The organism is Mycobacterium sp. EPa45 (assembly GCF_001021385.1).
Lineage (GTDB): Bacteria > Actinomycetota > Actinomycetes > Mycobacteriales > Mycobacteriaceae > Mycobacterium.
This window is the reverse complement of the sequence record NZ_CP011773.1, coordinates 5,935,518-5,955,261: the sequence shown is the minus strand read 5'-3', so window position 1 is coordinate 5,955,261 and position 19,744 is coordinate 5,935,518. Positions and strand designations below refer to the sequence as shown.

20 protein-coding genes and 1 pseudogene are annotated in these 19,744 nt (G+C 67.8%); 6 read left to right on the top strand and 15 right to left on the bottom strand.

Features of this window, described 5'->3' with window-relative positions; all coding sequences use genetic code 11:
- Positions 1–21: 21 nt before the first annotated feature.
- From dinB to AB431_RS28295, 3 genes are read right to left on the bottom strand one after another with little or no spacing between them, the layout of a single operon-like run.
- On the bottom strand, positions 22–1,227 hold the full coding sequence (dinB, locus tag AB431_RS28305) for a DNA polymerase IV (RefSeq protein ID WP_047332746.1): 1,206 nt from the start codon (positions 1,225–1,227) through the stop codon (positions 22–24).
- Positions 1,228–1,251: 24 nt separating this feature from the next.
- The gene (ponA2, locus tag AB431_RS28300) at positions 1,252–3,771 is read right to left on the bottom strand and encodes a transglycosylase/D,D-transpeptidase PonA2 (protein WP_047332745.1); all 2,520 of its coding nucleotides are present in this window, start codon (positions 3,769–3,771) and stop codon (positions 1,252–1,254) included.
- Positions 3,772–3,826: 55 nt separating this feature from the next.
- Positions 3,827–4,471 carry a TetR/AcrR family transcriptional regulator gene (locus AB431_RS28295; protein WP_047332744.1) on the bottom strand — a complete coding sequence of 215 codons (645 nt, stop codon included), beginning with the start codon at positions 4,469–4,471 and terminating at the stop codon, positions 3,827–3,829.
- A 77-nt stretch (positions 4,472–4,548) separates the two neighbouring features.
- Here AB431_RS28295 and AB431_RS28290 point away from each other — a divergent pair, with 77 nt between their 5' ends.
- A complete protein-coding gene (locus tag AB431_RS28290) occupies positions 4,549–6,018 on the top strand; it encodes an NAD(P)/FAD-dependent oxidoreductase (protein ID WP_047332743.1) in 1,470 nt (489 codons plus the stop codon).
- Here the strand turns inward: AB431_RS28290 and rraA are convergent.
- The 5 genes from rraA to AB431_RS28265 are packed head-to-tail and all read right to left on the bottom strand — an operon-like array spanning position 6,015 to position 8,921.
- Positions 6,015–6,497, bottom strand: a complete 483-nt coding sequence (gene rraA, locus AB431_RS28285) for a ribonuclease E activity regulator RraA (RefSeq protein WP_047333882.1) — start codon at positions 6,495–6,497, stop codon at positions 6,015–6,017. The genes AB431_RS28290 and rraA overlap by 4 nt on opposite strands.
- Before the next feature lie 42 nt (positions 6,498–6,539).
- Positions 6,540–7,010, bottom strand: a complete 471-nt coding sequence (locus AB431_RS28280) for a hypothetical protein (RefSeq protein WP_047332742.1) — start codon at positions 7,008–7,010, stop codon at positions 6,540–6,542.
- Between the two features lie 56 nt (positions 7,011–7,066).
- Positions 7,067–7,576: a copper resistance CopC family protein gene (locus AB431_RS28275; RefSeq protein ID WP_047332741.1), complete on the bottom strand. Its 510-nt coding sequence runs from the start codon at positions 7,574–7,576 to the stop codon at positions 7,067–7,069.
- The gene (locus tag AB431_RS28270; RefSeq protein ID WP_047332740.1) at positions 7,573–8,265 is read right to left on the bottom strand and encodes a YcnI family protein; all 693 of its coding nucleotides are present in this window, start codon (positions 8,263–8,265) and stop codon (positions 7,573–7,575) included. The genes AB431_RS28275 and AB431_RS28270 overlap by 4 nt, the downstream gene beginning before the upstream one ends.
- Positions 8,265–8,921: a DUF6474 family protein gene (locus tag AB431_RS28265; protein ID WP_047332739.1), complete on the bottom strand. Its 657-nt coding sequence runs from the start codon at positions 8,919–8,921 to the stop codon at positions 8,265–8,267. The genes AB431_RS28270 and AB431_RS28265 overlap by 1 nt, the downstream gene beginning before the upstream one ends.
- 653 nt (positions 8,922–9,574) lie before the next feature.
- Between AB431_RS28265 and AB431_RS30670 the strand changes: the two genes are divergently transcribed.
- Genes AB431_RS30670 through AB431_RS28250 form a run of 3 tightly spaced genes read left to right on the top strand, consistent with a single transcriptional unit; the run spans position 9,575 to position 11,796 of the window.
- Positions 9,575–10,120 carry a hypothetical protein gene (locus tag AB431_RS30670; protein ID WP_144418394.1) on the top strand — a complete coding sequence of 182 codons (546 nt, stop codon included), beginning with the start codon at positions 9,575–9,577 and terminating at the stop codon, positions 10,118–10,120.
- A gap of 42 nt (positions 10,121–10,162) precedes the next feature.
- Complete coding sequence (locus AB431_RS28255) at positions 10,163–10,654, top strand: ImmA/IrrE family metallo-endopeptidase (RefSeq protein ID WP_047332738.1); 492 nt, start codon at positions 10,163–10,165, stop codon at positions 10,652–10,654.
- Positions 10,651–11,796 carry a hypothetical protein gene (locus AB431_RS28250; RefSeq protein ID WP_047332737.1) on the top strand — a complete coding sequence of 382 codons (1,146 nt, stop codon included), beginning with the start codon at positions 10,651–10,653 and terminating at the stop codon, positions 11,794–11,796. Before AB431_RS28255 ends, AB431_RS28250 begins: the two co-directional genes overlap by 4 nt.
- Before the next feature lie 44 nt (positions 11,797–11,840).
- Here the strand turns inward: AB431_RS28250 and AB431_RS28245 are convergent, their stop codons facing one another.
- The 4 genes from AB431_RS28245 to AB431_RS31075 all read right to left on the bottom strand — a co-directional run bounded on the left by AB431_RS28245 (position 11,841) and on the right by AB431_RS31075 (position 14,499).
- A complete protein-coding gene (locus AB431_RS28245) occupies positions 11,841–12,239 on the bottom strand; it encodes a secretion protein EspR (protein WP_047333880.1) in 399 nt (132 codons plus the stop codon).
- A 324-nt stretch (positions 12,240–12,563) separates the two neighbouring features.
- Complete coding sequence (locus tag AB431_RS28240) at positions 12,564–13,352, bottom strand: TMEM165/GDT1 family protein (RefSeq protein ID WP_047333879.1); 789 nt, start codon at positions 13,350–13,352, stop codon at positions 12,564–12,566.
- Between the two features lie 296 nt (positions 13,353–13,648).
- The gene (locus AB431_RS28235) at positions 13,649–14,182 is read right to left on the bottom strand and encodes a hypothetical protein (protein WP_047332736.1); all 534 of its coding nucleotides are present in this window, start codon (positions 14,180–14,182) and stop codon (positions 13,649–13,651) included.
- 158 nt (positions 14,183–14,340) lie between these two features.
- On the bottom strand, positions 14,341–14,499 hold the full coding sequence (locus AB431_RS31075; protein WP_200902676.1) for a hypothetical protein: 159 nt from the start codon (positions 14,497–14,499) through the stop codon (positions 14,341–14,343).
- A 513-nt stretch (positions 14,500–15,012) separates the two neighbouring features.
- Here AB431_RS31075 and AB431_RS28230 point away from each other — a divergent pair.
- Both AB431_RS28230 and AB431_RS28225 read left to right on the top strand, forming a co-directional pair.
- Entirely contained in the window at positions 15,013–16,065 is a 1,053-nt protein-coding gene (locus AB431_RS28230; RefSeq protein ID WP_047332735.1) for a DUF4328 domain-containing protein, read from the top strand.
- Positions 16,066–16,069: 4 nt separating this feature from the next.
- Positions 16,070–16,891: a glycerophosphodiester phosphodiesterase gene (locus AB431_RS28225; protein ID WP_047332734.1), complete on the top strand. Its 822-nt coding sequence runs from the start codon at positions 16,070–16,072 to the stop codon at positions 16,889–16,891.
- Here the strand turns inward: AB431_RS28225 and AB431_RS28220 are convergent.
- The 3 genes and pseudogenes from AB431_RS28220 to AB431_RS28210 all read right to left on the bottom strand — a co-directional run bounded on the left by AB431_RS28220 (position 16,888) and on the right by AB431_RS28210 (position 19,702).
- A complete protein-coding gene (locus tag AB431_RS28220; RefSeq protein WP_082135970.1) occupies positions 16,888–18,072 on the bottom strand; it encodes an LCP family protein in 1,185 nt (394 codons plus the stop codon). The genes AB431_RS28225 and AB431_RS28220 overlap by 4 nt on opposite strands.
- A gap of 73 nt (positions 18,073–18,145) precedes the next feature.
- Positions 18,146–18,913, bottom strand: a complete 768-nt coding sequence (locus AB431_RS28215; protein ID WP_047332733.1) for a CPBP family intramembrane glutamic endopeptidase — start codon at positions 18,911–18,913, stop codon at positions 18,146–18,148.
- Positions 18,914–18,932: 19 nt separating this feature from the next.
- A pseudogene (locus tag AB431_RS28210) lies at positions 18,933–19,702 on the bottom strand (DUF2470 domain-containing protein).
- Positions 19,703–19,744 lie beyond the last annotated feature (42 nt).

Genomic DNA, 19,744 nt, shown 5'->3' with positions numbered 1-19,744 from the left:
TTGCCAACGGGCGCCAACTCGCTAGTCCGGCAGGTGCGGCATCTCCAGGCCGGGGTCCCGGCCGACCAGCACACCGCGGGTGAGCACCGCATTGCCGTAGCGCCGCCGAACCCGGTCGACGGCGGCGTCGAGGTCCAGTGTCTCGGGGCGCGCGCCGTCGAGAGGTAGTTCCAGCTGCTGCGCGCCGCCGGGGTCGATATTCGATACCGCGAACCCGATCAGCGTGATGCCGCGCTCGGCGATCAGCGGTTCGGCCGTTGCGACCAGACCGCGTGCGGCGGCCAGGATCGGCGCGGTGGAGCCGGTGGCGCGGGCCATCGTATGCGAGCGGGTGATGCGGGTGAAGTCGTCGAAACGCAAGCGCAGCACGACTGTTCGCCCGGTGCGCTGCGCCGAGCGCATCCGGCGGGTGATCCGGTCGACGAGGCCGATCACCACGGCATCCAGCTCAGTGGGCGTGATCCGGCGTCGGCCGAGTGCCCGCTGGGCACCGACCGAGCGGCGGCGACGGCCGGTGTCGACGCGGCGCCGGTCGATGTTGCGCGACAGCGAATACAGCTGTCGGCCCATCGCCGGGCCGACCATCGACGCCAACATGGTCTCCCCGAGTTCGGCAACCTGGGCGACGGTCTCGATGCCGTGCGCGTGCAATTTGTCGGCGGTCTTGGGTCCCACTCCCCAGAGTCGGCGCACCGGCAGCGGATGAAGGAATGCCAGCTCGCCCTCGGGCGGCACCAGCAGCAGCCCGTCGGGCTTGGCTTCCTGGCTGGCGACCTTGGCCAGGAATTTCGTACGCGCGATGCCCACCGTGATGGGCAGTCCGACGCGGTCGCGCACCTCCTCGCGCAGTCGCGCCCCGATCTGCACCGGGTTACCGGCCAGCCGCCGCAAGCCGGACACGTCGAGAAACGCCTCGTCGACCGAGAGTGGTTCGACCAGCGGTGTGGTGTCGCGGAAGACTGCAAAGACATCGTCGCTGGCCTGGCTGTAGGCAGACATCCGCGGCGGTACGACCACCGCCGCGGGGCACAGCCGGCGGGCCTGGTGACCGCCCATTGCGGTGCGCACTCCGTAGGCCTTGGCCTCGTAGCTGGCGGCGAGCACCACGCCACCGCCCACGATTACCGGGCGGCCACGCAGCGTGGGGTCATCGCGCTGCTCGACCGAGGCGTAGAAAGAGTCGAGATCAGCGTGCAGGATGGTCGCCCGGTCGCCGGACACGAACATATGTTCGCATGCCGGTCCGACAACCTATGGCGGCGGGGGCGCGTCGGCCGGCGGCGGGGGCGGCGGGGGCGGCGGCTCGGGTGCCGGCGGCGGAGGCGGCGCAGGTTCCGGTGCCGGCGGTGCCGGCGGCGGAAACATCGGCAGCGTGATGGGCGGCAGGCCGGGGATGTTGATGACGTTGACGTCGGGCGGCGGGGCATCCGGCGGTGGGGGAGGCGTTGGCGGCCCGAGATCCGGGGGCGGCGCAGGCGGGATTCCGTTGCTGGTGTTGATCGTGATGATCGAACCGGGGATGGTCTTGCCTGACGGCGTCGTCCCGACGACCGCACCCTTCGAGGAGTAGCTGTTGACCGGCGTGGGCAGGTCAGGTACTTGGAAACCCGCTTCCCGCAACCTCTTTCGGGCGGCATCGAAGCTCAGCCCGGTGACGCTGGGAACCACACTGCCCGGGCCGCCGTCGACGTAGCGTTTGTCGACGGGCGGCAATACGACCGGGCCGAAGGCTTCGGCGACCGGCTTCATCGCCAGGAACCATGTCCGGGCCGGCTCATTGCCGCCGTAAAGGTTGCCGTATCCGCACTTGCGCAGGGGAAATGAACACAGGCCGCCCGGGTTGGTGGAGTCGTCGAAGATGTAGTTGGCCGCGGCGTACTGGTTGGTGAATCCCAAAAACCCTGAGGAGCGGTGTGATTCGGTCGTGCCGGTCTTGCCTGACATCGGCAGGTTCCAGCCGACCGAGCCGGCCGAACCGGCCGCAGTGCCGCCGGTGGAGTCCTTGGACAGCCCGTTGGCCAGGGTATTGGCCAGCCCCTCGGGTACCACCTGCTCGCAGGCCTGCGTCTCGACGGCGACCTCACGGCCGTGTCGATCGAAGATCTTGTCCACCGGGCTCGGCGGGCACCACACACCGCCAGACGCCAGTGTGGCTGCCACATTGGACAATTCGAGTGCGTTGAGCTCAAACGGTCCCAGTGTGAACGAACCAAGGTTCTGGCGCTTGACGAAGTCGGCCAGGCTTTCATTGCTGTCGGGCTGGTAGGCGCGCGCTGTGCCCGGCTCGGCATAGGAGCGCAACCCCAGCCGTACCGCCATATCCACGGCGCGGGTGACGCCGATCTGCTGGATCAGCTTCGCGAAGGCGGTGTTCGGTGACTGCGCCAGCGCGTCTGTCACGCTCATGGGGCTGCGGTAGTTGCCGGCGTTCTTCACACACCAGGTCTCCTTCGGGCAACCAGGCGTGTTGCTGGTACCCAAGCCCTTGCCCTGGAACGACCCCGGCACATCGAGCTGAGCGTTGATGCCCAGGCCCATCTCCAGAGCGGCGGCGGTGGTGAAGATCTTGAAGATCGAGCCCGCGCCATCACCGGCCAACGAGAACGGCTGCGGCTGAACGGTCTGGCCGGCGTCGAGCTGCAGGCCGTATCCGCGGTTGTCGCCCATCGCGAGCAGTTTGTGACTGGTCTTGCCGGGCTGGATGACACTCATCACGCTGGCCACGCCGTCTAGCTTCGGGCTGGCGACGGTGTCGATCGCCTTCTTCACGCTGTCTTGGACCTTCGGGTCCAGGGTGGTGCGGATCAGGTAGCCGTTGCGCGCCACATCGTCCTTGGACAGACCCGCGCGGGCCAGATACTGCAGCACGTAGTCGCAGAAGAAGCCTCGGTCCCCGGCGGCGATGCAGCCCTGCGGCAATGAGTTCGGTTGCGGCAGGATGCCCAGCGGCTGCCGGCGGGCGGCGCGTAGCTCGTCGGCCCGGTCCGGCAGGTTCTCGATCATCGTGTCCAAGACGACGTTGCGGCGGGCGAGCGCGGCGTCGGGGTTGGTGTACGGGTTCAGCGCGCTGGTCGATTGCACGATGCCTGCGAGCAGCGCGGCCTGCTGCCAATTCAGGTCGGTCGAATTGATACCGAAGTAGGTCTTCGCCGCGTCCTGGACTCCGTAGGCCCCGTTGCCGAAGTAGACCAGGTTCAGGTACCGGGTGAGGATTTCGGGCTTGGAGATCGCCTTGTCCAGGGCCAGGGCCATCCGGATCTCACGCAGCTTGCGGGCGGGCGTCGTTTCGACCGCCGCCCGCCGCTCGGCGTCGGTCTGGGCGTTGACCAACAGGTTGTAGTTCTTGACGTACTGCTGCTCGATCGTCGACCCGCCCCGGGTGTCGAGATCACCCCTGAGGTAGCCGATCAGGCCGGTGAGGGTGCCCTGGACGTCGACGCCGTTGTGGTCGGCGAAGCGCTTGTCCTCGATCGAGACGATTGCCAATTTCATCGTGTCGGCAATCCGGTCGGTGGGTACCGGCCAGCGGCGCTGCGCGTAGATCCAGGCGATCGGATTTCCGGCGGTGTCCACCATCGTGGTGACCGTGGGCACCTCGCCCGTCATCAGGTCGGCGGAGTCCTGCGCGGCCACGTCGGATGCGTGATTGACCACGATCCCCGCGCCACCTGCGAGGGGAAACAGCATGGCGGCCACCAAGACACCGGCCAGCAGGCAGTACAACGCGAGCTTGCCAACGGTGGCACCCCTCGTTGGGCGTGGCTCCGACATGCCGCCAGACTAGGGCCACCCGCGCGGGCGGCGAATTCAATATGCGAAGCCGGAATCAAACCGAGGCCGATGGCCCGCCGTAGATGCTGGTGATCCAGATGTGGGCCAGCGCCTCCAGCGCGGCTTCCTCCGGGAGCGCCGGTTGTTGGCTTCCTTGGGCGGCGACCATGACCCGCTCGTTCATCAAGTTCAGCGCGGTCGCCAGATCGTGCGCCGGGATGGTGCCGGGTGCGGCACCGCGCTCCCGTTCCCGGAGGATCAATCCGGCCGTGTAGTCGATCCAGCCCGTCATGAAGCCTGACCACAACTCCTGTAACTCGGTGTTGGTGGCCATAACGCCCAGTCCGGCCAGTACCACCGCCCGGTGTGGACGCAGGGAATCGAAGAAGGCGTAGATGCCGTCATGCCAGGCCCGCCGCGGGTCCAGGGGCACAGTGGCGGCCTGCTGCACTTCGGCTCCGGAGGCGGTGATGGCCCGCGCGAACAATCGCACCAGCACCGCGTCCTTGGAGGCGAAGTAGAAGTAGAACGTCGGGCGCGACAGGCCGGCGCCCTTGGCGAGGTCGTCTACGGAGATCTCCGCGAATGACCGCTGCCCGAGCATGTCCTCCAGCGTGCGCAGGATGGCCGCTTCGCGATCGTCACCGGACGGGCGGGTGGCGCGCCGCCCGCGAACGCGGGCCGGGCTGACTGCTGGCACGCGTTCTACTTTACAGTGTGTTGATTTTTTCGACACGGTGTTGACCTATTCAACATGGTGTTGATAGCGTCGCCGACATGACCGAACACGTCGATGTTGTGATCGTGGGAGCCGGCATCTCCGGCATCAGCGCCGCCTGGCACCTGTTGGACCGCTGCCCGTCGAAGAGCTTCCTGATGCTCGAGCGCCGCGAGGACCTCGGCGGCACGTGGGACTTGTTCAAGTACCCGGGCATCCGATCGGATTCCGACATGTTCACCCTGGGCTTCCGATTCAAGCCCTGGACGTCGGAGAAAGCGATCGCCGACGGTCCCTCGATCATGTCGTACCTGAAGGAGGCGGTGCGCGAGTACGGCATCGACAAGCACATCCGCTTTCGTAACCGCGTGGTTCGCGCCGAATGGTCCACCGCCGACAATCAGTGGACCGTGCGGGTCGAGGCGGACGGTGAGCTCAAGGACATCACCTGCTCGTTCCTGTTCGCCTGCAGCGGCTACTACAACTACGACGAGGGGTACTCGCCGGAGTTCCCCGGCGCCGACGACTTCACCGGCACCATCGTTCACCCGCAGCACTGGCCGGAGGATCTGGACTACGCCGGCAAACGCGTCGTGGTCATCGGAAGCGGCGCGACCGCCGTGACTCTTATTCCCGCCCTTGCCAATTCAGGTGCCGGGCACGTGACTATGCTGCAGCGCTCGCCGACCTACATCGGCTCGCTGCCCGACGTCGACCCGTTCGCGGTGCGGATGAACAAGCTGCTGCCCACCAAACCCGCCTACGTCGCCAACCGCTGGAAGAGCATCGTGTTCCAGTCCGCGCAGTACCGGATCGCCCGGCGGTTCCCCAACTTCATGCGCAAGCAGCTGATGACCATGGCGCAGCGCCGGCTGCCCGAGGGCTACGACGTCGACAAGCATTTCGGTCCCAGTTATCGGGTGTGGGACGAGCGACTGTGCCTGGCGCCCAACGGGGATCTGTTCCGCATGATCCGCAAAGGAAAGGCCGATGTGGTCACCGACACCATCGAACGCTTCACGCCGACGGGGATCAAACTCGCCTCAGGCCAGCAGCTCGACGCCGACATCATCGTCACCGCAACAGGATTGAACCTACAGCTGTTCGGTGGCGCGGAGATCGCGATGGACGGCGAGCCGCTGGACCTCAATTCCACGATGGCCTACAAGGGCATGATGCTCTCCGGTGTGCCCAACATGGCCTTCACCATCGGCTACACCAACGCGTCGTGGACGCTGAAGGCCGACCTGGTCTCCGAATTCGTCTGCCGCGTCCTCAATCACATGGACGCGCGAGGCTACGACCGGGTCGCCCCCAGCCAGCCGTCGGCCGATATCGAGGAACGCCCGCTGATGGACTTCACCCCCGGCTACGTCCTGCGGGCACTGGACCGGCTGCCCAAGGCCGGATCGCGCGCGCCGTGGCGGCTCAAGCAGAACTACCTGCTCGACCTGCGGCTGATCCGGCACGGCAAGGTCGACGACGAAGCGCTGAGCTTCACCAAACACCCTGTCGCAGTGGGTGTTTAGTCCGCTCCAGTGACGACGATGCCGTCGTCGTCGCTGAAGGCGATGTCGCCGGGGGTAAACGTGACGCCGCCGAAGCTGACCGGAACGTCGCGCTCGCCGTCGCCGGTCTTGGTGCTCTTGCGCGGATTGGTGCCCAGCGCCTTGATGCCGATGTCGAGGGTGCGTAGCGTCGATGCGTCCCGCACGGCGCCGTGCACGATCAGCCCCGACCAGCCGTTGGAGCGGCCGAGCTCGGCGATCACGTCACCGACAAGAGCGGTGTGCACCGAGGCATCGCCGTCGATCACCAGGACCCGGCCGTCGCCCGGCTCGGACAGCACCGACTTCAGCAGCGCGTTGTCCTGAAAACACCGCACGGTACTGATCGGCCCGGCGAATTCGGCGCGGCCGCCGAATTGGCGGAACTGCACATCGCAGCTGCGAACGTCCGGACCGATGTCGTCGACGAGGTCGGCGGTGGGCCGGAAGGTCACACTCATGCTCATTCGGCGTTCCGCGTGCTCATTCGGCGTTCCGCGTGCTCATTCGGCGTTCCGTGCGTGCATCCGACGCACCAGGAGAGCGATCAGTACGGTCGCGGCGAAGGCCACCGCGAACGGCAACGGAGAGCGCGAGGTCTGCGGAGCCGGCACGATCGCCGGGGTGGATACCGGGTCGGCCGCCTGTTCGACCGACGCCTTGGCGCTGGCGGCCGCCGCACGGGCGCCTTCCGCCAGCGGCGGTGAGCCGTTTCCCGCGGCAAGCGAGGTGGAGTCAGCGCGCGGTTCTGGTGGCGGCGGGGCAACCTTCTTGGCCGGTGCTTTCTTGGCCGGAGCCTTCTTCGCGGCCTCGCCGCCCTTTGCGGGCGCCTTCTTGGCAGGCGCTTTCTTCACAGCCTTCTTGGCCGGCGCCTTTTTGGCCGGCTGCTTCTTGGCAACGGCCTTTTCCGGAGGCGGGGGCCCCGGCGGCGTGGCATCGCGACCCTCATCGGGCCGGTCCTGCTCGTCTGCCATCAGGTGCGCTCCTTTGCAGTTTGTCGTCGCCGGCAGTGGCACCCATCATGCCAGGGTCACGAACGGCGAAGCCGAGACCAGATGACCCCGAGGGCAATCACCGCTACGGCGCCGACGACGAACGGCCACACCGGCAGCGCCCGCTCGACGGCAGGGGCCGACGCCGAAGCCGACGGACCTGGGGTACCGCTGCCGGTGACGGTCATGGTGAATGCCCAGGAGCCGGACACGACGTGGCCGTCGGCGGAAGTCACCCGGTAATTCACGGTGTATGGCCCGGCCGGGCCCAGCGGACGCACCCCGACGCTGACCACCGCGCCCTGGACCTGCGGCGGCCCGTCGGACCACAGATTGCCGTCGGGACCCACCACGGTCATCGCAGCGAAATCGGTCTGCAACTGCTCGTTGAAGGTGGCACTGACCCGCGACGGCGCAGAAGTGAGGATGGCGTCGGGCGACGGATCGGCCGCAACTCGCGCGGCGTGCGCCCACGCCACGGCCGCCCCGCCCAATGCCATCGCAGACATCAACAGCACCGCGGCCACGGCCCGCCGCAGACTGGTCATGTCCGCCGGCGGGCCAATGCGACGCCGACACCGATCGCGGCCAGCAACAGTGCACCGCCGGCCAACGCTCGGGCGGTGTTGTCGGAGCCGCCGCGCGCCGGCGCCTGCGCGTCCGCCGGCGGTGCTGCGGTCACCGACGGCCCCGCGGCCCCCGGCGGGGTCCCGTGGTGTTCCTCGGGCTCGTGCGGTCCGGCCGTCAGCGGCAAGACCGGGGCAGGGTATTCGGGCTCGCCACCGCCTGGCAGCGGCGGTTGGTCCCAGTTGACTTTGGTGCCGTCGGCGTACGTCTGCGTCACCGGAAACGACACCGAATCGGCGTCGGGCAACTTGATCGACAGCGGAAACAACTCGAACTCGGCGGCGCCGATGCCGGCATTGGCGGTCGCGGTGAACGTGACGGATCGGTAGGCGCCGCTGGCCGGATCGCGGTCGAGGGCGGCGGTCCAGCCGGGCATCACGTCGGTGCTCGCCGACGCGACATTGGGCAGCGTGATCGTGACTGTGGTTGTGGGAACGCCTTTTTCGGACTCGTTGGGCACCTGAAAGGTAATCAGCGCGTAGTCGCCGCGCACGGCGTGCTCGGCGCTGACATGGACGTGCGCGCCCGCGGTCGCCGCGACAGTCCACGATCCGAGGGTGAGCAACGCGGCCAGGGCCAGCGCACGGGTCAGCACCCGATCGCGGCCCATCAGAGCACGCCGAGGCGCGCCATCAGATCGGCGTCGATTCCGTCGAGCTGTTCGGCGATCGCGGCGTGTGCATCGCGCCGGCGTTGCCCCGGCATGTTCTCTGCGGCAGGGATGGCCGCCGAGAGGGCGTTCAGCCGTTCGGTCATCGCGGCAACGAACTGTTTGGTCTCGGCGTCTTTGGTCTTCTTCTCGGCCACCAGCCGCAGCGAGTTCTCCGCGCCGGCAATCCGCGCCGACAGCTGGCCGCCCTGGCCGGAGAACTGCCCGAGCTGGCTCAGCGGCACGCCGAGACGGTCGGCCCGGCGTTCGTCGATGATGCCGCGCGCCGCGATCGCAGCCCGGTAGGCCACCGGGACCACGACGGGCGCCAGCAACCGGGACACGGTCAACGCCCGTCGCACCCGGGTGGGTGACAGGAGTTTGCCCTCGCGGACCGCCTTCAGTTGCGCCTCGGCGACCTTGACCGCGGCCCGGTCGGCTTCGCGGGCGGCCTTCAGCTGCGCCTTGAGCACCTTGTTCTCGGACCGCTCGGCGGCCTTGATGCGCTTGACCTCGTTCCGGGCCGACAGCTTGGCCTCGAGTTTGGCGCGGGCTTTGATCGCCCGAGCCTCCGCGCGGCGGGTCGCACGGCTTTTGCGCTTGGTGAACAGGCCCATACCTGATGCCTCCCGAGTAGGTCGTCGGCGATCGGCGAGACGCGCTCGCGACCGGGTCAGTCAACCCTATCGCCCGGCTCAACGAGGCCTACCACGACCTGCGGATATGCCACAATGATCCCGAACTGTCCGATGCGGCGGCGACCTGCGCCGCTAACCCGAGGAACGTCGTGAACCGCTCGCCGATGAGTGCCGCAGCGATTAGCTGGGTGATCGCGTGCGGTTTGCTATGCAGCGGTGCGGCCATGCTCGTGGCCGCGCCCGCCGGTGCCGCTCCCGGCACGATTGGTAGCAGTGACGGCGGCCAAGGGGCGCACGGCGACTCGGACAGCAACGCCCCACCGGGTAATAGGCATGAGGGCAGCCGGCGCCACAACGGACCGCACAAGCCGCGTACCGATGACGCCACCACGGGTTCGGTCCGCCCGGACGCTGGTGTGGCGAGTGGCCCTCGCCGATCTTTCCAACCGGCCGACCAAATCCCCTCCGCCGCATGGCATCCCGAGAATCCCGCTGATCAAGGCTGGCAGCCGCCGGCGTGGCCGTGCCTGCCGTTGCCGCAATTCCCCCCGATCGTGCTGCCGCCGTTTCCCCCCTTACCCCCACTACCGCCGTTGCAGTGGCCGCAAGCCGCAATCGGTGACGGTATCGGCGTGGCCGCGCCGCCGAGCGCCCGCATCGCTGGGCCACCGGAGGCGGCAGGCGGTGGCGGCGGCGGCAGTGGCGGGCTCATCGACGCCGCGCCGCGGACGGTTCCGCCGCCCGGCGAGCCGGGGGAGCCGGGAGAGCCACCGGTGATCGATGCGTCGAGCGGGGCGGTCGGACCCGCAGGTACCGAGCCGCCGCCCATCACGATGCCGCCACTGATCGGACTGCCGCCGGTGTTCGAGGCGCCTGTACGCCCGCCCGGTCCGGGTGTGGAGCCGGGGCCTCGAAGCGGACCCGGCCGGGAATCCCAGCCGACGCGCGAACGTCCGCCGGCCACGTCCGCCGGAGCCGGTACAGAAGTCCCGCCGTCGTCTAGGGTTGGCTATCCGAAATACCTTCAGGATGCCAAGATCGGTGAGGTCGCGGCGGTTGCTCTACCCGGTTTCGCCGGACTGCTCGCCCTGACCGGTCTCGGTGGCTTTCTCGGGTACCGCCAAGCCAAGGCCGGCCAGCTCGTACGGACCGCCGGGACGACGCGGTTCATGCAATAGCGCAGTTCGCATCGCCACCCACCGTCGGGGAAGGGGGACAAGGTGTCGGCCAGCCGCCGGGTCACCACTGCGGTCAACGACGTTCTTGATCTTGCGCCCCGACAGGGGGAGATCTCCCTGATTCGGTTGGTGGCGGCGGTCAGCGCGGACCGAGACCGTCCGATCGAGGTCACGATGGCTGACCTGCCCCCCGGTGTGTGCGGCCAGTGGCGCCAATACGAAGACCATGACGTCTTCCTGATCCAGAACGGCCTGCCCACCTGGGACCGCACGCTGGCTCACGAGCTCGGCCATTTGGTCCTCGGCCACTACGGCATTCCGGTTACCGAGGCCGCGCGTGATCTCGCAGAGCTGGCCAGCGACGACCTCATCGGTTACATGCTCAACCAGCGCACCGGATGTATGGGGCCCGGGGGAGAGGACATCGAGCAGGAGGCGGAGGACTTCGCCGCACTGCTGCTGTACCGGCTGGGTCGCTCGCCGTCGGATCGGTCGTCGATTGTGCAAGTCCGCCTCGGAGAGGCGTTTGGTTGATCGTCTGGGTGATCGCCGGTCTGCTGGGTATGGCCACCGGGCTGCGCATCGGGTGGGCGCTGGTCAACAAGCAGTCGGTGGTCAGCTCGGCGATGATCCTCGCACTGGGCAGCCTGGCCGCGGTCGCCGCGCTGAACTGGCCGCCGCTGACGCTGTTGATCGACAGCGCACTGCACTGGTCCAACATCTCGATCGGACTGAGTCAGCTGGCTCTGATCGGCTGCGCGGCCGGTAGCTGCGTGATGATCACCAGCGTCGCGTCGACCCGTAGCCCCGCCGTCATCCGCCGGATCGCAGCGGTGCAGTACGCCGTGGCCGCGGTGATCGGCGTCGGCAGCCTGGTGCTGTTCTTCCTGTCCGGACAGCAGCCGGAGATGTCGCCAGAGGAGTATCTGCGGCGCAACCTGGGATCGGCCAACACGTCGCTGCCGTGGTTGCTGCCGCTGCTGTACGTGATGCTGGCCTTCACATTGGTGTTGTGGGCGGGCATGCGACATTCAAACCGGACGCGCCGCGGCCGCGCGCTGTTCGTGTTCACCCTCGGCATTGCTTTATTGGTCGCAGCCACTGCGTTCTTCCTGATTCGCGCCGCCGGCACGTCGCATCTGGTGGGTGTGGGAACCGCGGCGACGCTCCTGGGTGCAGCGATGGCGATCGTCGCGGCGGGATCGTTGTTGCCCGCGATCGAGGACTGGTTCGGTGGCCGGCGCGAACTGCGCCTCATCGAGCCGCTGCTGACCGAGCTCGAGCGACGTCAGCCCGAAGTCGGGATCGGCGAACGGCCGCGCGGTCCGCTGGTTTTCCGAGTCGCCGAGCGGCTGTCGCTGATCTCAGACGCCTTGTACATGGAGGCCACGATGGCCGAGCACCTCCGAGCCGGCGCGTCGGACGGTACCGGCGTGCACGTGTTGTCCGACGTCGAGTGCGTCGGGGTCAGCCCTGCCGACCAGGCGAGGGCGATCGCGAAGTGGATCCATGCCGGGCGGAGCACACCGCGCGTGGCGCGGCCCGCCGGGCAGGGACAGTTTCCCGGCATGACCTGGCTCGGGCAGCCGGAAACCTATTCGGACCGGGAATGGATCCTCGAAATCGCGCGCCAGTACCGCGCGCTGGACCAGCGCAAGCCAACCGTTGCACTGTGAAAGAGATCTAACGTTGCCGAAGGCCCCGTGCCGGAGTCGGCGGGCTAATCGTCCAGGTGTTCCCGACGACGCAGCTCATCGACCTTGGTGACGATGTCCTGCTGGGCTTCCGGCGACAGCCCGACAGTGCGCGCGGCAATGCGGCGCACACCCTCGTCGCGCATGTTGGCCAGCCAGGTGAGTTCCTTGTCGAGCTTCTCGTAGTACTCGTCGTCGGTGAAGTAGGCCGGCTTGATCCGGAAGAAGTTGGCAAGCGCCGTCATGGTGGTGGCTGACGGATTCGTCCGGTTGCCTGAACGCAGCTGAGACAGGTACGGAGCCGACATGGTGATGCCCTCCGACTTCAGCGCGGCGATCACTTCCGCGGAGGTATGAGGACCCCGGCCGGGCGGATACACCGTGTCGAACAGGCGATTCAGTCGCGCCGAGAACGTCGTGCTCATCTTATTGACCTCCACATGCGGAAGAGCGGTCGTTTGCGTTGGCTTATTTGCTGATCATCGTAGCGACACATCCCCCGACAACCAAGTGCAAACTACTAGATAATTGACGCGTGCGTGCTTTTTCGGCGATCTGGCAAACAATGGTGTGGACAATTCCCGAGGTGGGCACCTACTGAGGACGCGCGGCGAGGCAAAGAAACGCATGGTAGGGCGCATCTTGGCGCAGAGCGTGATCGATAATCGCTCGACCAAGAACCTGAGAGTACCCTGAGCAACCGAGGCTGTCGTTGGCGATCGCCGAAAACCACTTTGCTGTAAGTGCGGTTATGTCGGGTCACCGGATGATTGCGGCGCCGATCCTCGGCCGCGCTCGCCGCCGACCACCGACGACGCAGCCTCGGCAGATTCGCCGGGCAGTTCGGCGCCCTCGGGAGCGGGACGCAGGGCGGCGGGTCGCAGGCGGGCCGGCAGCATCCGCAGGATGGCTGCGCCCAGCACCACCGTCGCGAGCGAGACTGCGCCGACGACAACGCTGGACGCGGCTGGGAAGGCGCCTTCGATCAGCATCGATAGCCCGAACACGAGGAACAGTGCCGCGGCGGCCACCTGGATGAACCGTTCCGGGAGATGCTTGCCAGCCAGTGCGCCCACCATGATGGCCAGTGCATCGGCGGCCACCATGCCGATGGTCGACCCGATCCAGACGCCGACCCAGTCATGGTCGGCGGCCAGGGTGATCGTCGCGAGCATCGTTTTGTCGCCCAGCTCAGCCAGGAGAAATGCCGAGGTCACGGCGAAGAAGGCCGGTGCGCTGTTGCGCTGGGCCTTGCTGGCCTCGTCGTCGGACAATGAGTCGCCACGCAGGGTCCACAGGCCGAACAAGACGAAGGCGACGCCGGCGAGGATGCCCAACAGGTGCGTCGGCAGCGCCGCGCCGAGGTAGTGGCCGACGGCGACCGAGATGAGGTGCACCGCGGTGGTGGCGACGGTGATGCCGCTCAAGACGACCCACCAGCGATGGCGGAGAGCGAACGTCATCGCCATCAGCTGTGACTTATCGCCCAACTCGGCGACGAAGATGACGGCGAAACTCAGGATCAGCGCGGCGAGCACCCGGAACTCCTCGATCGGGTGGCTGTCGTCAGGGGCGGTACAGATGCCTCCGGCCGGCAACCACTAACGGTCTACGGCCGAAGGTCTCGCCCACCGGTATTACTACCGGCCGGACAACCGGGCCCCGCAACGTGCCAGGGCCAGTATGTCGATTGTCCGATTGGGGGCTACTCCCCTTCGCTGAGGCCAACTCTACGTGCATCAGTGCGAACCCCGCAACTCGGGATCAGCGAAAGACTAACCGCAGCAATAAATTTGGCGCACCGCGTGGGAAAGTTCGGCCGCCCTCACAATCGCTAGGCGGCCAGCAACATCGCCAGGATCGCGGTGTCGGGATGGCTGATCGGGTCGACGCCGACCCGGCTGACCATGCCGGTGATCGTGCCGTCTGATTCCGCCTCGACCCATGCGGCGCGGTGTTCCAGTCCCAGATGCGGGATGCCGGGCAGCAGAACGCAACCCGATGCCGCACCGGAACATTCGGGCAATGACGGCGTGGTCTCCGACGGCGGGTGCAGCATCAGCAGGGCCGGTGGTTGCCGTTCGGCGAAATGCCCTGGCGGAACGGCTGATTCACCGACGACGGTGCCTTCGGCAAGCACGAGGCCGACCGTGCCCGGCTGCGGCTTGTCAGGCAATTCCTCTCGAACACCAAAAATCGTTGTCGTGGAGAGCAATCCGGGAAGTGATGCGACACGCACCGCGACCATCAGAAGCTGGGCCCATTCTTTGGTCGAATTCGGCCACCGGCCGGACACCACAAACCCCTTGAGGGCACCACGAGAATGAAAGGGAGCGATCTCGACCGCACGCCCGGAACCAGTTTCCATCTCGCCTCCGCGACACTCGATATGCCAGTGCGACTCGACAGTGGGTCGGTTCGATCAGGATGAGGCACCTGGTACGTGGCACGCAAGAGGACACGAGTGCTAACGAGAGGGAAGTCGCCTCCGGAGAGCGAGCGCGCCGGAAAGGCTTTCGACGGGCGTCAGAACAGAACGATCAGGGCGAGAATGCCCAGCAACACCAAAGCGATGACGCCGGCACGCAGGGCGGCCAGCATGTACGACCGGTTACAGGTCGCGGACGAGGTGTACCACTGCGACGGCTGCGACGCGGACCGCGCCCGGTATGGGTGAGATGCCATCACACCGTCCTGACCAGCATGTTCAACTACCGCCCCCAGTGAAAATCGTCACAGGCTAACTGTGAGCGCGATCATAACCCCTCGAGTGGCAGTAGAAAAATCGGGCCGCCCCTTGACCAGCCCGCGAAAAAATCTTGGTTTGGCGATCCGCGTTCGAGGGTATTGAAGATCACAGTGGGTCCGCCGGTGTCGGCGTGTCGCTCGGCGCGTCGCCCCGGTGGTTCGGACGGTTAGCGAGGCGACCGATTTCGCTCGCCCGTCACCAACTTGTTGATCAGCGCGCTGCGCGGGTGCGCGGTTATCCACAGATACCCCCCGTCTTCATGGGGAGATGGTGCGCTCACTGGCTCTCAACCGCGAAGAACCCTGTGGATAAACCTGTGGAAACTGTGGATAGCCGAGTCATTGCTGCACGTCCCGGATCATCGAAGATGCACTGCGTGCCACAATCCGCCCCGGCAGAGGTCTCGCGCATCGCACCCAGTGGCGCGTGCGCTCGCTAGGCTGGTCCGCGTGATTCAGGTGTGCTCCCAATGCGGGACACGGTGGAACGTGCGCGACCGGCAGCGCGCCTGGTGCCCCCGTTGCAATGGCGCACTGATGGCACCGACCGGTCCGCCGGACTCACGCTGGAGTCCCGGCGCCACCACGCACCCACCTACTCGTCCGCCTGCGCAGCAGGGAGCCGCTACGCGGTTGCCGTCTGGATTCCGGTGGATCGCGGTCCGGCCGGGCCCGCCGCCGCCGCCGCGCCGTCCGCGTCGTCATCTCGGCCCGACACCCCGCTATGCCTATATCCCGCGTTGGGGCCTCGGCGACCACCTCCCGCCCGTGTCGCCGGAAGACGAGGCACGGGCGAAAGAGGGCCCGGCGCTCGTCACCGTCCGGGCCGCGCTGTTGTCGGCGATCGCGATTTTCGGCGTCGCCGCGGCGATCCACATCGTTCGTTACGTGTTGCTGCTGATCAATCGGACCACTCTGCTGCCGCCGCTGGTTGCCGGCGCGGCGCTCTGGCTCGGCGTGTTGGCCAGTCTGGCCGCCATCGTGTCGGTGATCTTGACTGCCACCGTCGTGACCTGGTGGCTGATCACGCGCCGAGCGGCGGTCTATGCGCACCTGGGGCAGGACGACCCGCGGCCGGCCTGGGCGCTGTGGGCCGGCTGCCTCGTGCCCGTCGTCAACCTGGTCTGGGCGCCGGTGTATGTCGTCGAACTCGCCCATGCCGAGCAGTCGCAGCACCGCCTGCGCGGACCGATCGCCGCCTGGTGGATCGCCTGGGTGCTGTCGACCGCGGTCTCGATCTTCGCGATCGCCACCAGCTTCACCACCAAGCCTCAAGGCGTCGCCGACAACACCGTGGCCGTGATCATCGCCTACCTGTTGGGCGCGGCGGTGCTGGTGTTGTTGTGGCAGGTCTTCAATGCTTTCGTGCGCAAGCCGGTGGAACGACCGCTGCACCGGTGGGTGATCGTCGGGCAAGACGAACCCAAGCCGGATCAACCCCGGCCCGCCGAATCCGAAACGCCGCCAGCGGTTGAGCCAGACCAGCGGGAACCGGCAGCATAGGCACATGGACTCGGCCGGCGAACCGCACGGCGGGCACCCCTTCGTGGTCGCCCACCGCGGCGCTTCGGCCGACCGCCCCGAGCACACCCTGGCCGCCTACGACCTCGCACTGCGGGAAGGCGCCGACGGGGTCGAGTGTGACGTCCGCCTGACGCGCGACGGTCACCTCGTGTGCGTGCACGACCGGCGGGTGGACCGCACGTCGACCGGCACCGGTTTGGTCAGCGAGATGACGCTGGCCGAACTCAAACGGCTCGATTGGGGCGCATGGCACAGCAGCGCCCGCACCGAGAACCCGCCCGAGGGCACCGGGCTGCTCACCCTGGACGACCTGGTCCGCCTGGTTCTGGACTGGAACCGGCCGGTGAAATTGTTCATCGAGACGAAGCACCCGGTCCGGTACGGGGGTTTGGTGGAGAGCAAGGTGCTGGCCCTGCTGCACCGCTACGGCATCGCCGCGCCGGCCTCGGCTGATCTGTCCCGTGCGGTGGTGATGTCATTCTCGGCCGCGGCGGTCTGGCGGATCCGGCGTGCCGCGCCGCTCCTGCCGACGGTGCTGCTCGGAGACACGTCGCGATATCTGGGCGGCGGCGCCGCCACGACCGTCGGGGCCACGGCTGTCGGCCCGTCGATCGCCACACTGCGTGAGCATCCCGAACTCGTCGACCGGGCCGCCGCTCAGGGCCGAGCGATGTACTGCTGGACCGTCGACCACTACGAGGACGTCGGATACTGCCGCGACCTCGGGGTCGGCTGGATCGCCACCAACCATCCGGGACGCACCAAGACCTGGCTGGAGAACCCGCTCGCCGTACCTGGCGATTAGGGCTGCGCGTCGAGCACCGACTGCGGAATGGCGGAGTCGGTGCGAAGTGCCTGGAACAGTTGGTCCGCGGCGTCGGAATCCCACACCACCACCGAACCGGAGTCGCTGCCGGTGAACTCCCCGATCGGCACCGTGATCGCGGTGGTCGAGCCGTGCAGCGCCCAGCCCAGCCGAGCCAGGTCCCAGACGTGGTCATCGGTGTCGACGGTCAGTGATCCGACCGCAGCGCGTGGCACCGCGTACCACCGCCACGGGTTGACCCACACCAGCGGACTGCTCGCCCGGTGCATGACCGCGGCCATGAACTCTCGCTGATGGATCATGCGGTCGAGGTCAGCGCGCGGCGTCGCGCGGGTGCGCACGTAGCCCAGTGCGGTGCGCCCGTCGAGGGTCTGGCAGCCCGCGGCAATGTTGATGCCGGCCAGTGGGTCGTCAATCGGATCGGCCGGGCACACGTCGACACCACCGAGGGCATCGACCACCACCGCGAAGCCGTCGAAACCCACTTCGGCGTAGTGGTCGAGGTGCAGACCGGTCGCGTTCTCGACGGTCTGAGCCAGCAGTGGCGCGCCACCCTCGGCGAAGGCGGCGTTGATCTTGTCCTTGCCGTGGCCCGGGATGTTCACGTAAGAATCGCGCGGCAGCGAGACCATCGTGGTCGGGGCTCCGGAACCCAAGCCCGGGATGTGGACCACCAGGATGGTGTCGGTCCGGCCGTTGCCGAGGTCGCCGCCGGTGGTCAGCTCGGCCTGCTGCTCGGGGGTCAGTCCGGCCCTGCTGTCGGACCCGACGAGCAGCCAGGTGGTGCCCGTGCCTGCCGCCGGACGGCCGGAGTAGTCGAAGACCGCGGTTCGGTGCAGCGAGGTGTCGATCCAGATGGCGCCCCCGACCAGCCCGCCCGCCACCAGCAGGACAACGATGACCAGCGTGACGAAAAACCTTCGGCCCCAACGCCTTTTGCGTTTAGGCGCGGCGGCGACGGGCGGCGGCGGAACGGATGGTCGGACCGCGGGTGGTGGTGGGGGTGGCCGCCGCGGTGGTGGCGGCGGTGGCGGAGCCTGGCGCGGCGGGGGCTGACGGGGCGGAGCAGGCGGTGATGGGGGTGGTGGTGGCGGCCGGTGGGTGGGGTCGCGACGAATCACCTGTGACGGCTCACGCCGGGGCGGCGCGGAACGCGGTATCCGCTCGGTCGGCGGATCCGGCGCGGGTCGCCGCTGCCAGTCGTCGCTCACCAGGTCAATTTACGTGCCCGGCTCACGTGAGCCAGCCAAGATGACCGGCGAGTGCGACGTAACCCACGAATGCAACGGTGTCGATGACGCCGTGGGCGATCACCAGCGGCCACAACCGTCCGGTTCGGCACCAGGCGTACCCGAACACCAGGCCCATCGCGAGGTTGCCCAGCCCCGCTCCGAAGCCCTGATAGAGGTGGTACAGCCCACGCAGCAGGCTGGACGCCAGGATCGCCCGATTCTGCGTCAGCCCCAGCTGCTTCAACCGGGTGATCAGGTAACCCACGACCACTACTTCCTCGGCGAAGCCGTTGGCGAATGCGGAGAAGATCAGCACCGGGATGCGCCACCAACTGTCATGCAGCGCCGAGGGTTCGACGTCGGCGTTCATGCCCAGCCAGCGTGCCGCCAGATACAGCAGCAGGCCGGGAATCCCGATCAGAGCAGCCAACCCCAGACCGCCCAGCACGTCGGCGCGCCACCGTATCCGGCCGAGCCCGAGTCGGGTGGGGCTGGTTCCGCTGCGCCACAACAGATACAGGCCGAGGGCGCCCCAGGCCACCAGCTGGGCCACCGAGGCGAGGTTCAGGCCGAGGTTGACCAGGTCGTAGCGAGACAGGTTGGGGTTCAACCGAACTCGACGGCCGGCCAGTCCGGAGAGCACCCCGTCGATGAGCTGCAGGACGGCGGTCACGGCGCTGACACCGAAGGTGACCGCGAGCATCACGCCGATTTCGATGCGCAGTCCGCGGCGGTCGGTGGCGAGGAAATCGTCGCGGGACGCGGTCACCCCGACACGGTAACGGCCCCTACGTGCGCCGTGCGCCCAGCCCGTTGACGAACGGGCAGCCCATCAGCAGCCGGATCGCCCGGCCGAGGGCTGGGACGTCGTGCACCGGAGCGGTGAACGGCAGGCGCACGTCGTGATCGCCGTCGGTGCCCTCGACGCGCAGCCGTACCCCGTAGCGGTCCAGGCCGAGCGGACGCACCCGGCCGCGCCGCAGCGAAGCGGGCAGCTTGCCGGCCAGCCGCGCGAGGACCTCCGGATGGTCGTTGTCCAGATGGCGCAGCCACGCCGACTCGAACTCGCAGAACGGGTCCGGTTGTGCGGTCAGCAATTCGTGCAGGACGACGGTCTCCGCGCCCGCGGCGTCGGCCACGACGACCGACTCCACCTCGAGCAGGAAAAGCGCCTGCCCGGACCCGATGTCCAGCAGGGCAGGGTTCGGGTGGTCGGTCGCGATCATGTCGATCATCGACCGCACCGCATGGTCGGGCACGCACTGGACCCGGCCGCGGATCCAGACCAGCGACCGCACGGGTTCCCGCAGCGGCAGCGGGGCGTAGTCGGCGAGCTCGAGCACTCCGGCGATGCCGTCGGTGCGTGCTTCCCGAGCGCGGACTGCCAGGGCCGATTCGTTGGCGAGGCTGACCGCGAAGGATCCGCCTGGCAGCAGGTGGTGCAGGGCGTGGTGGCAGGGGCGACGCCGTCGGCGACCAGCATCGCTCCGGTCGCGCGCGCACAGGCACTGCGGACGCGTTCGGCGGTGGTCGGCGTTTCGAGCGTCGCTGATGTCATCGCGCACCTTCCGGGTTAGTGAGGTAAGCCTAAGTTAACTAC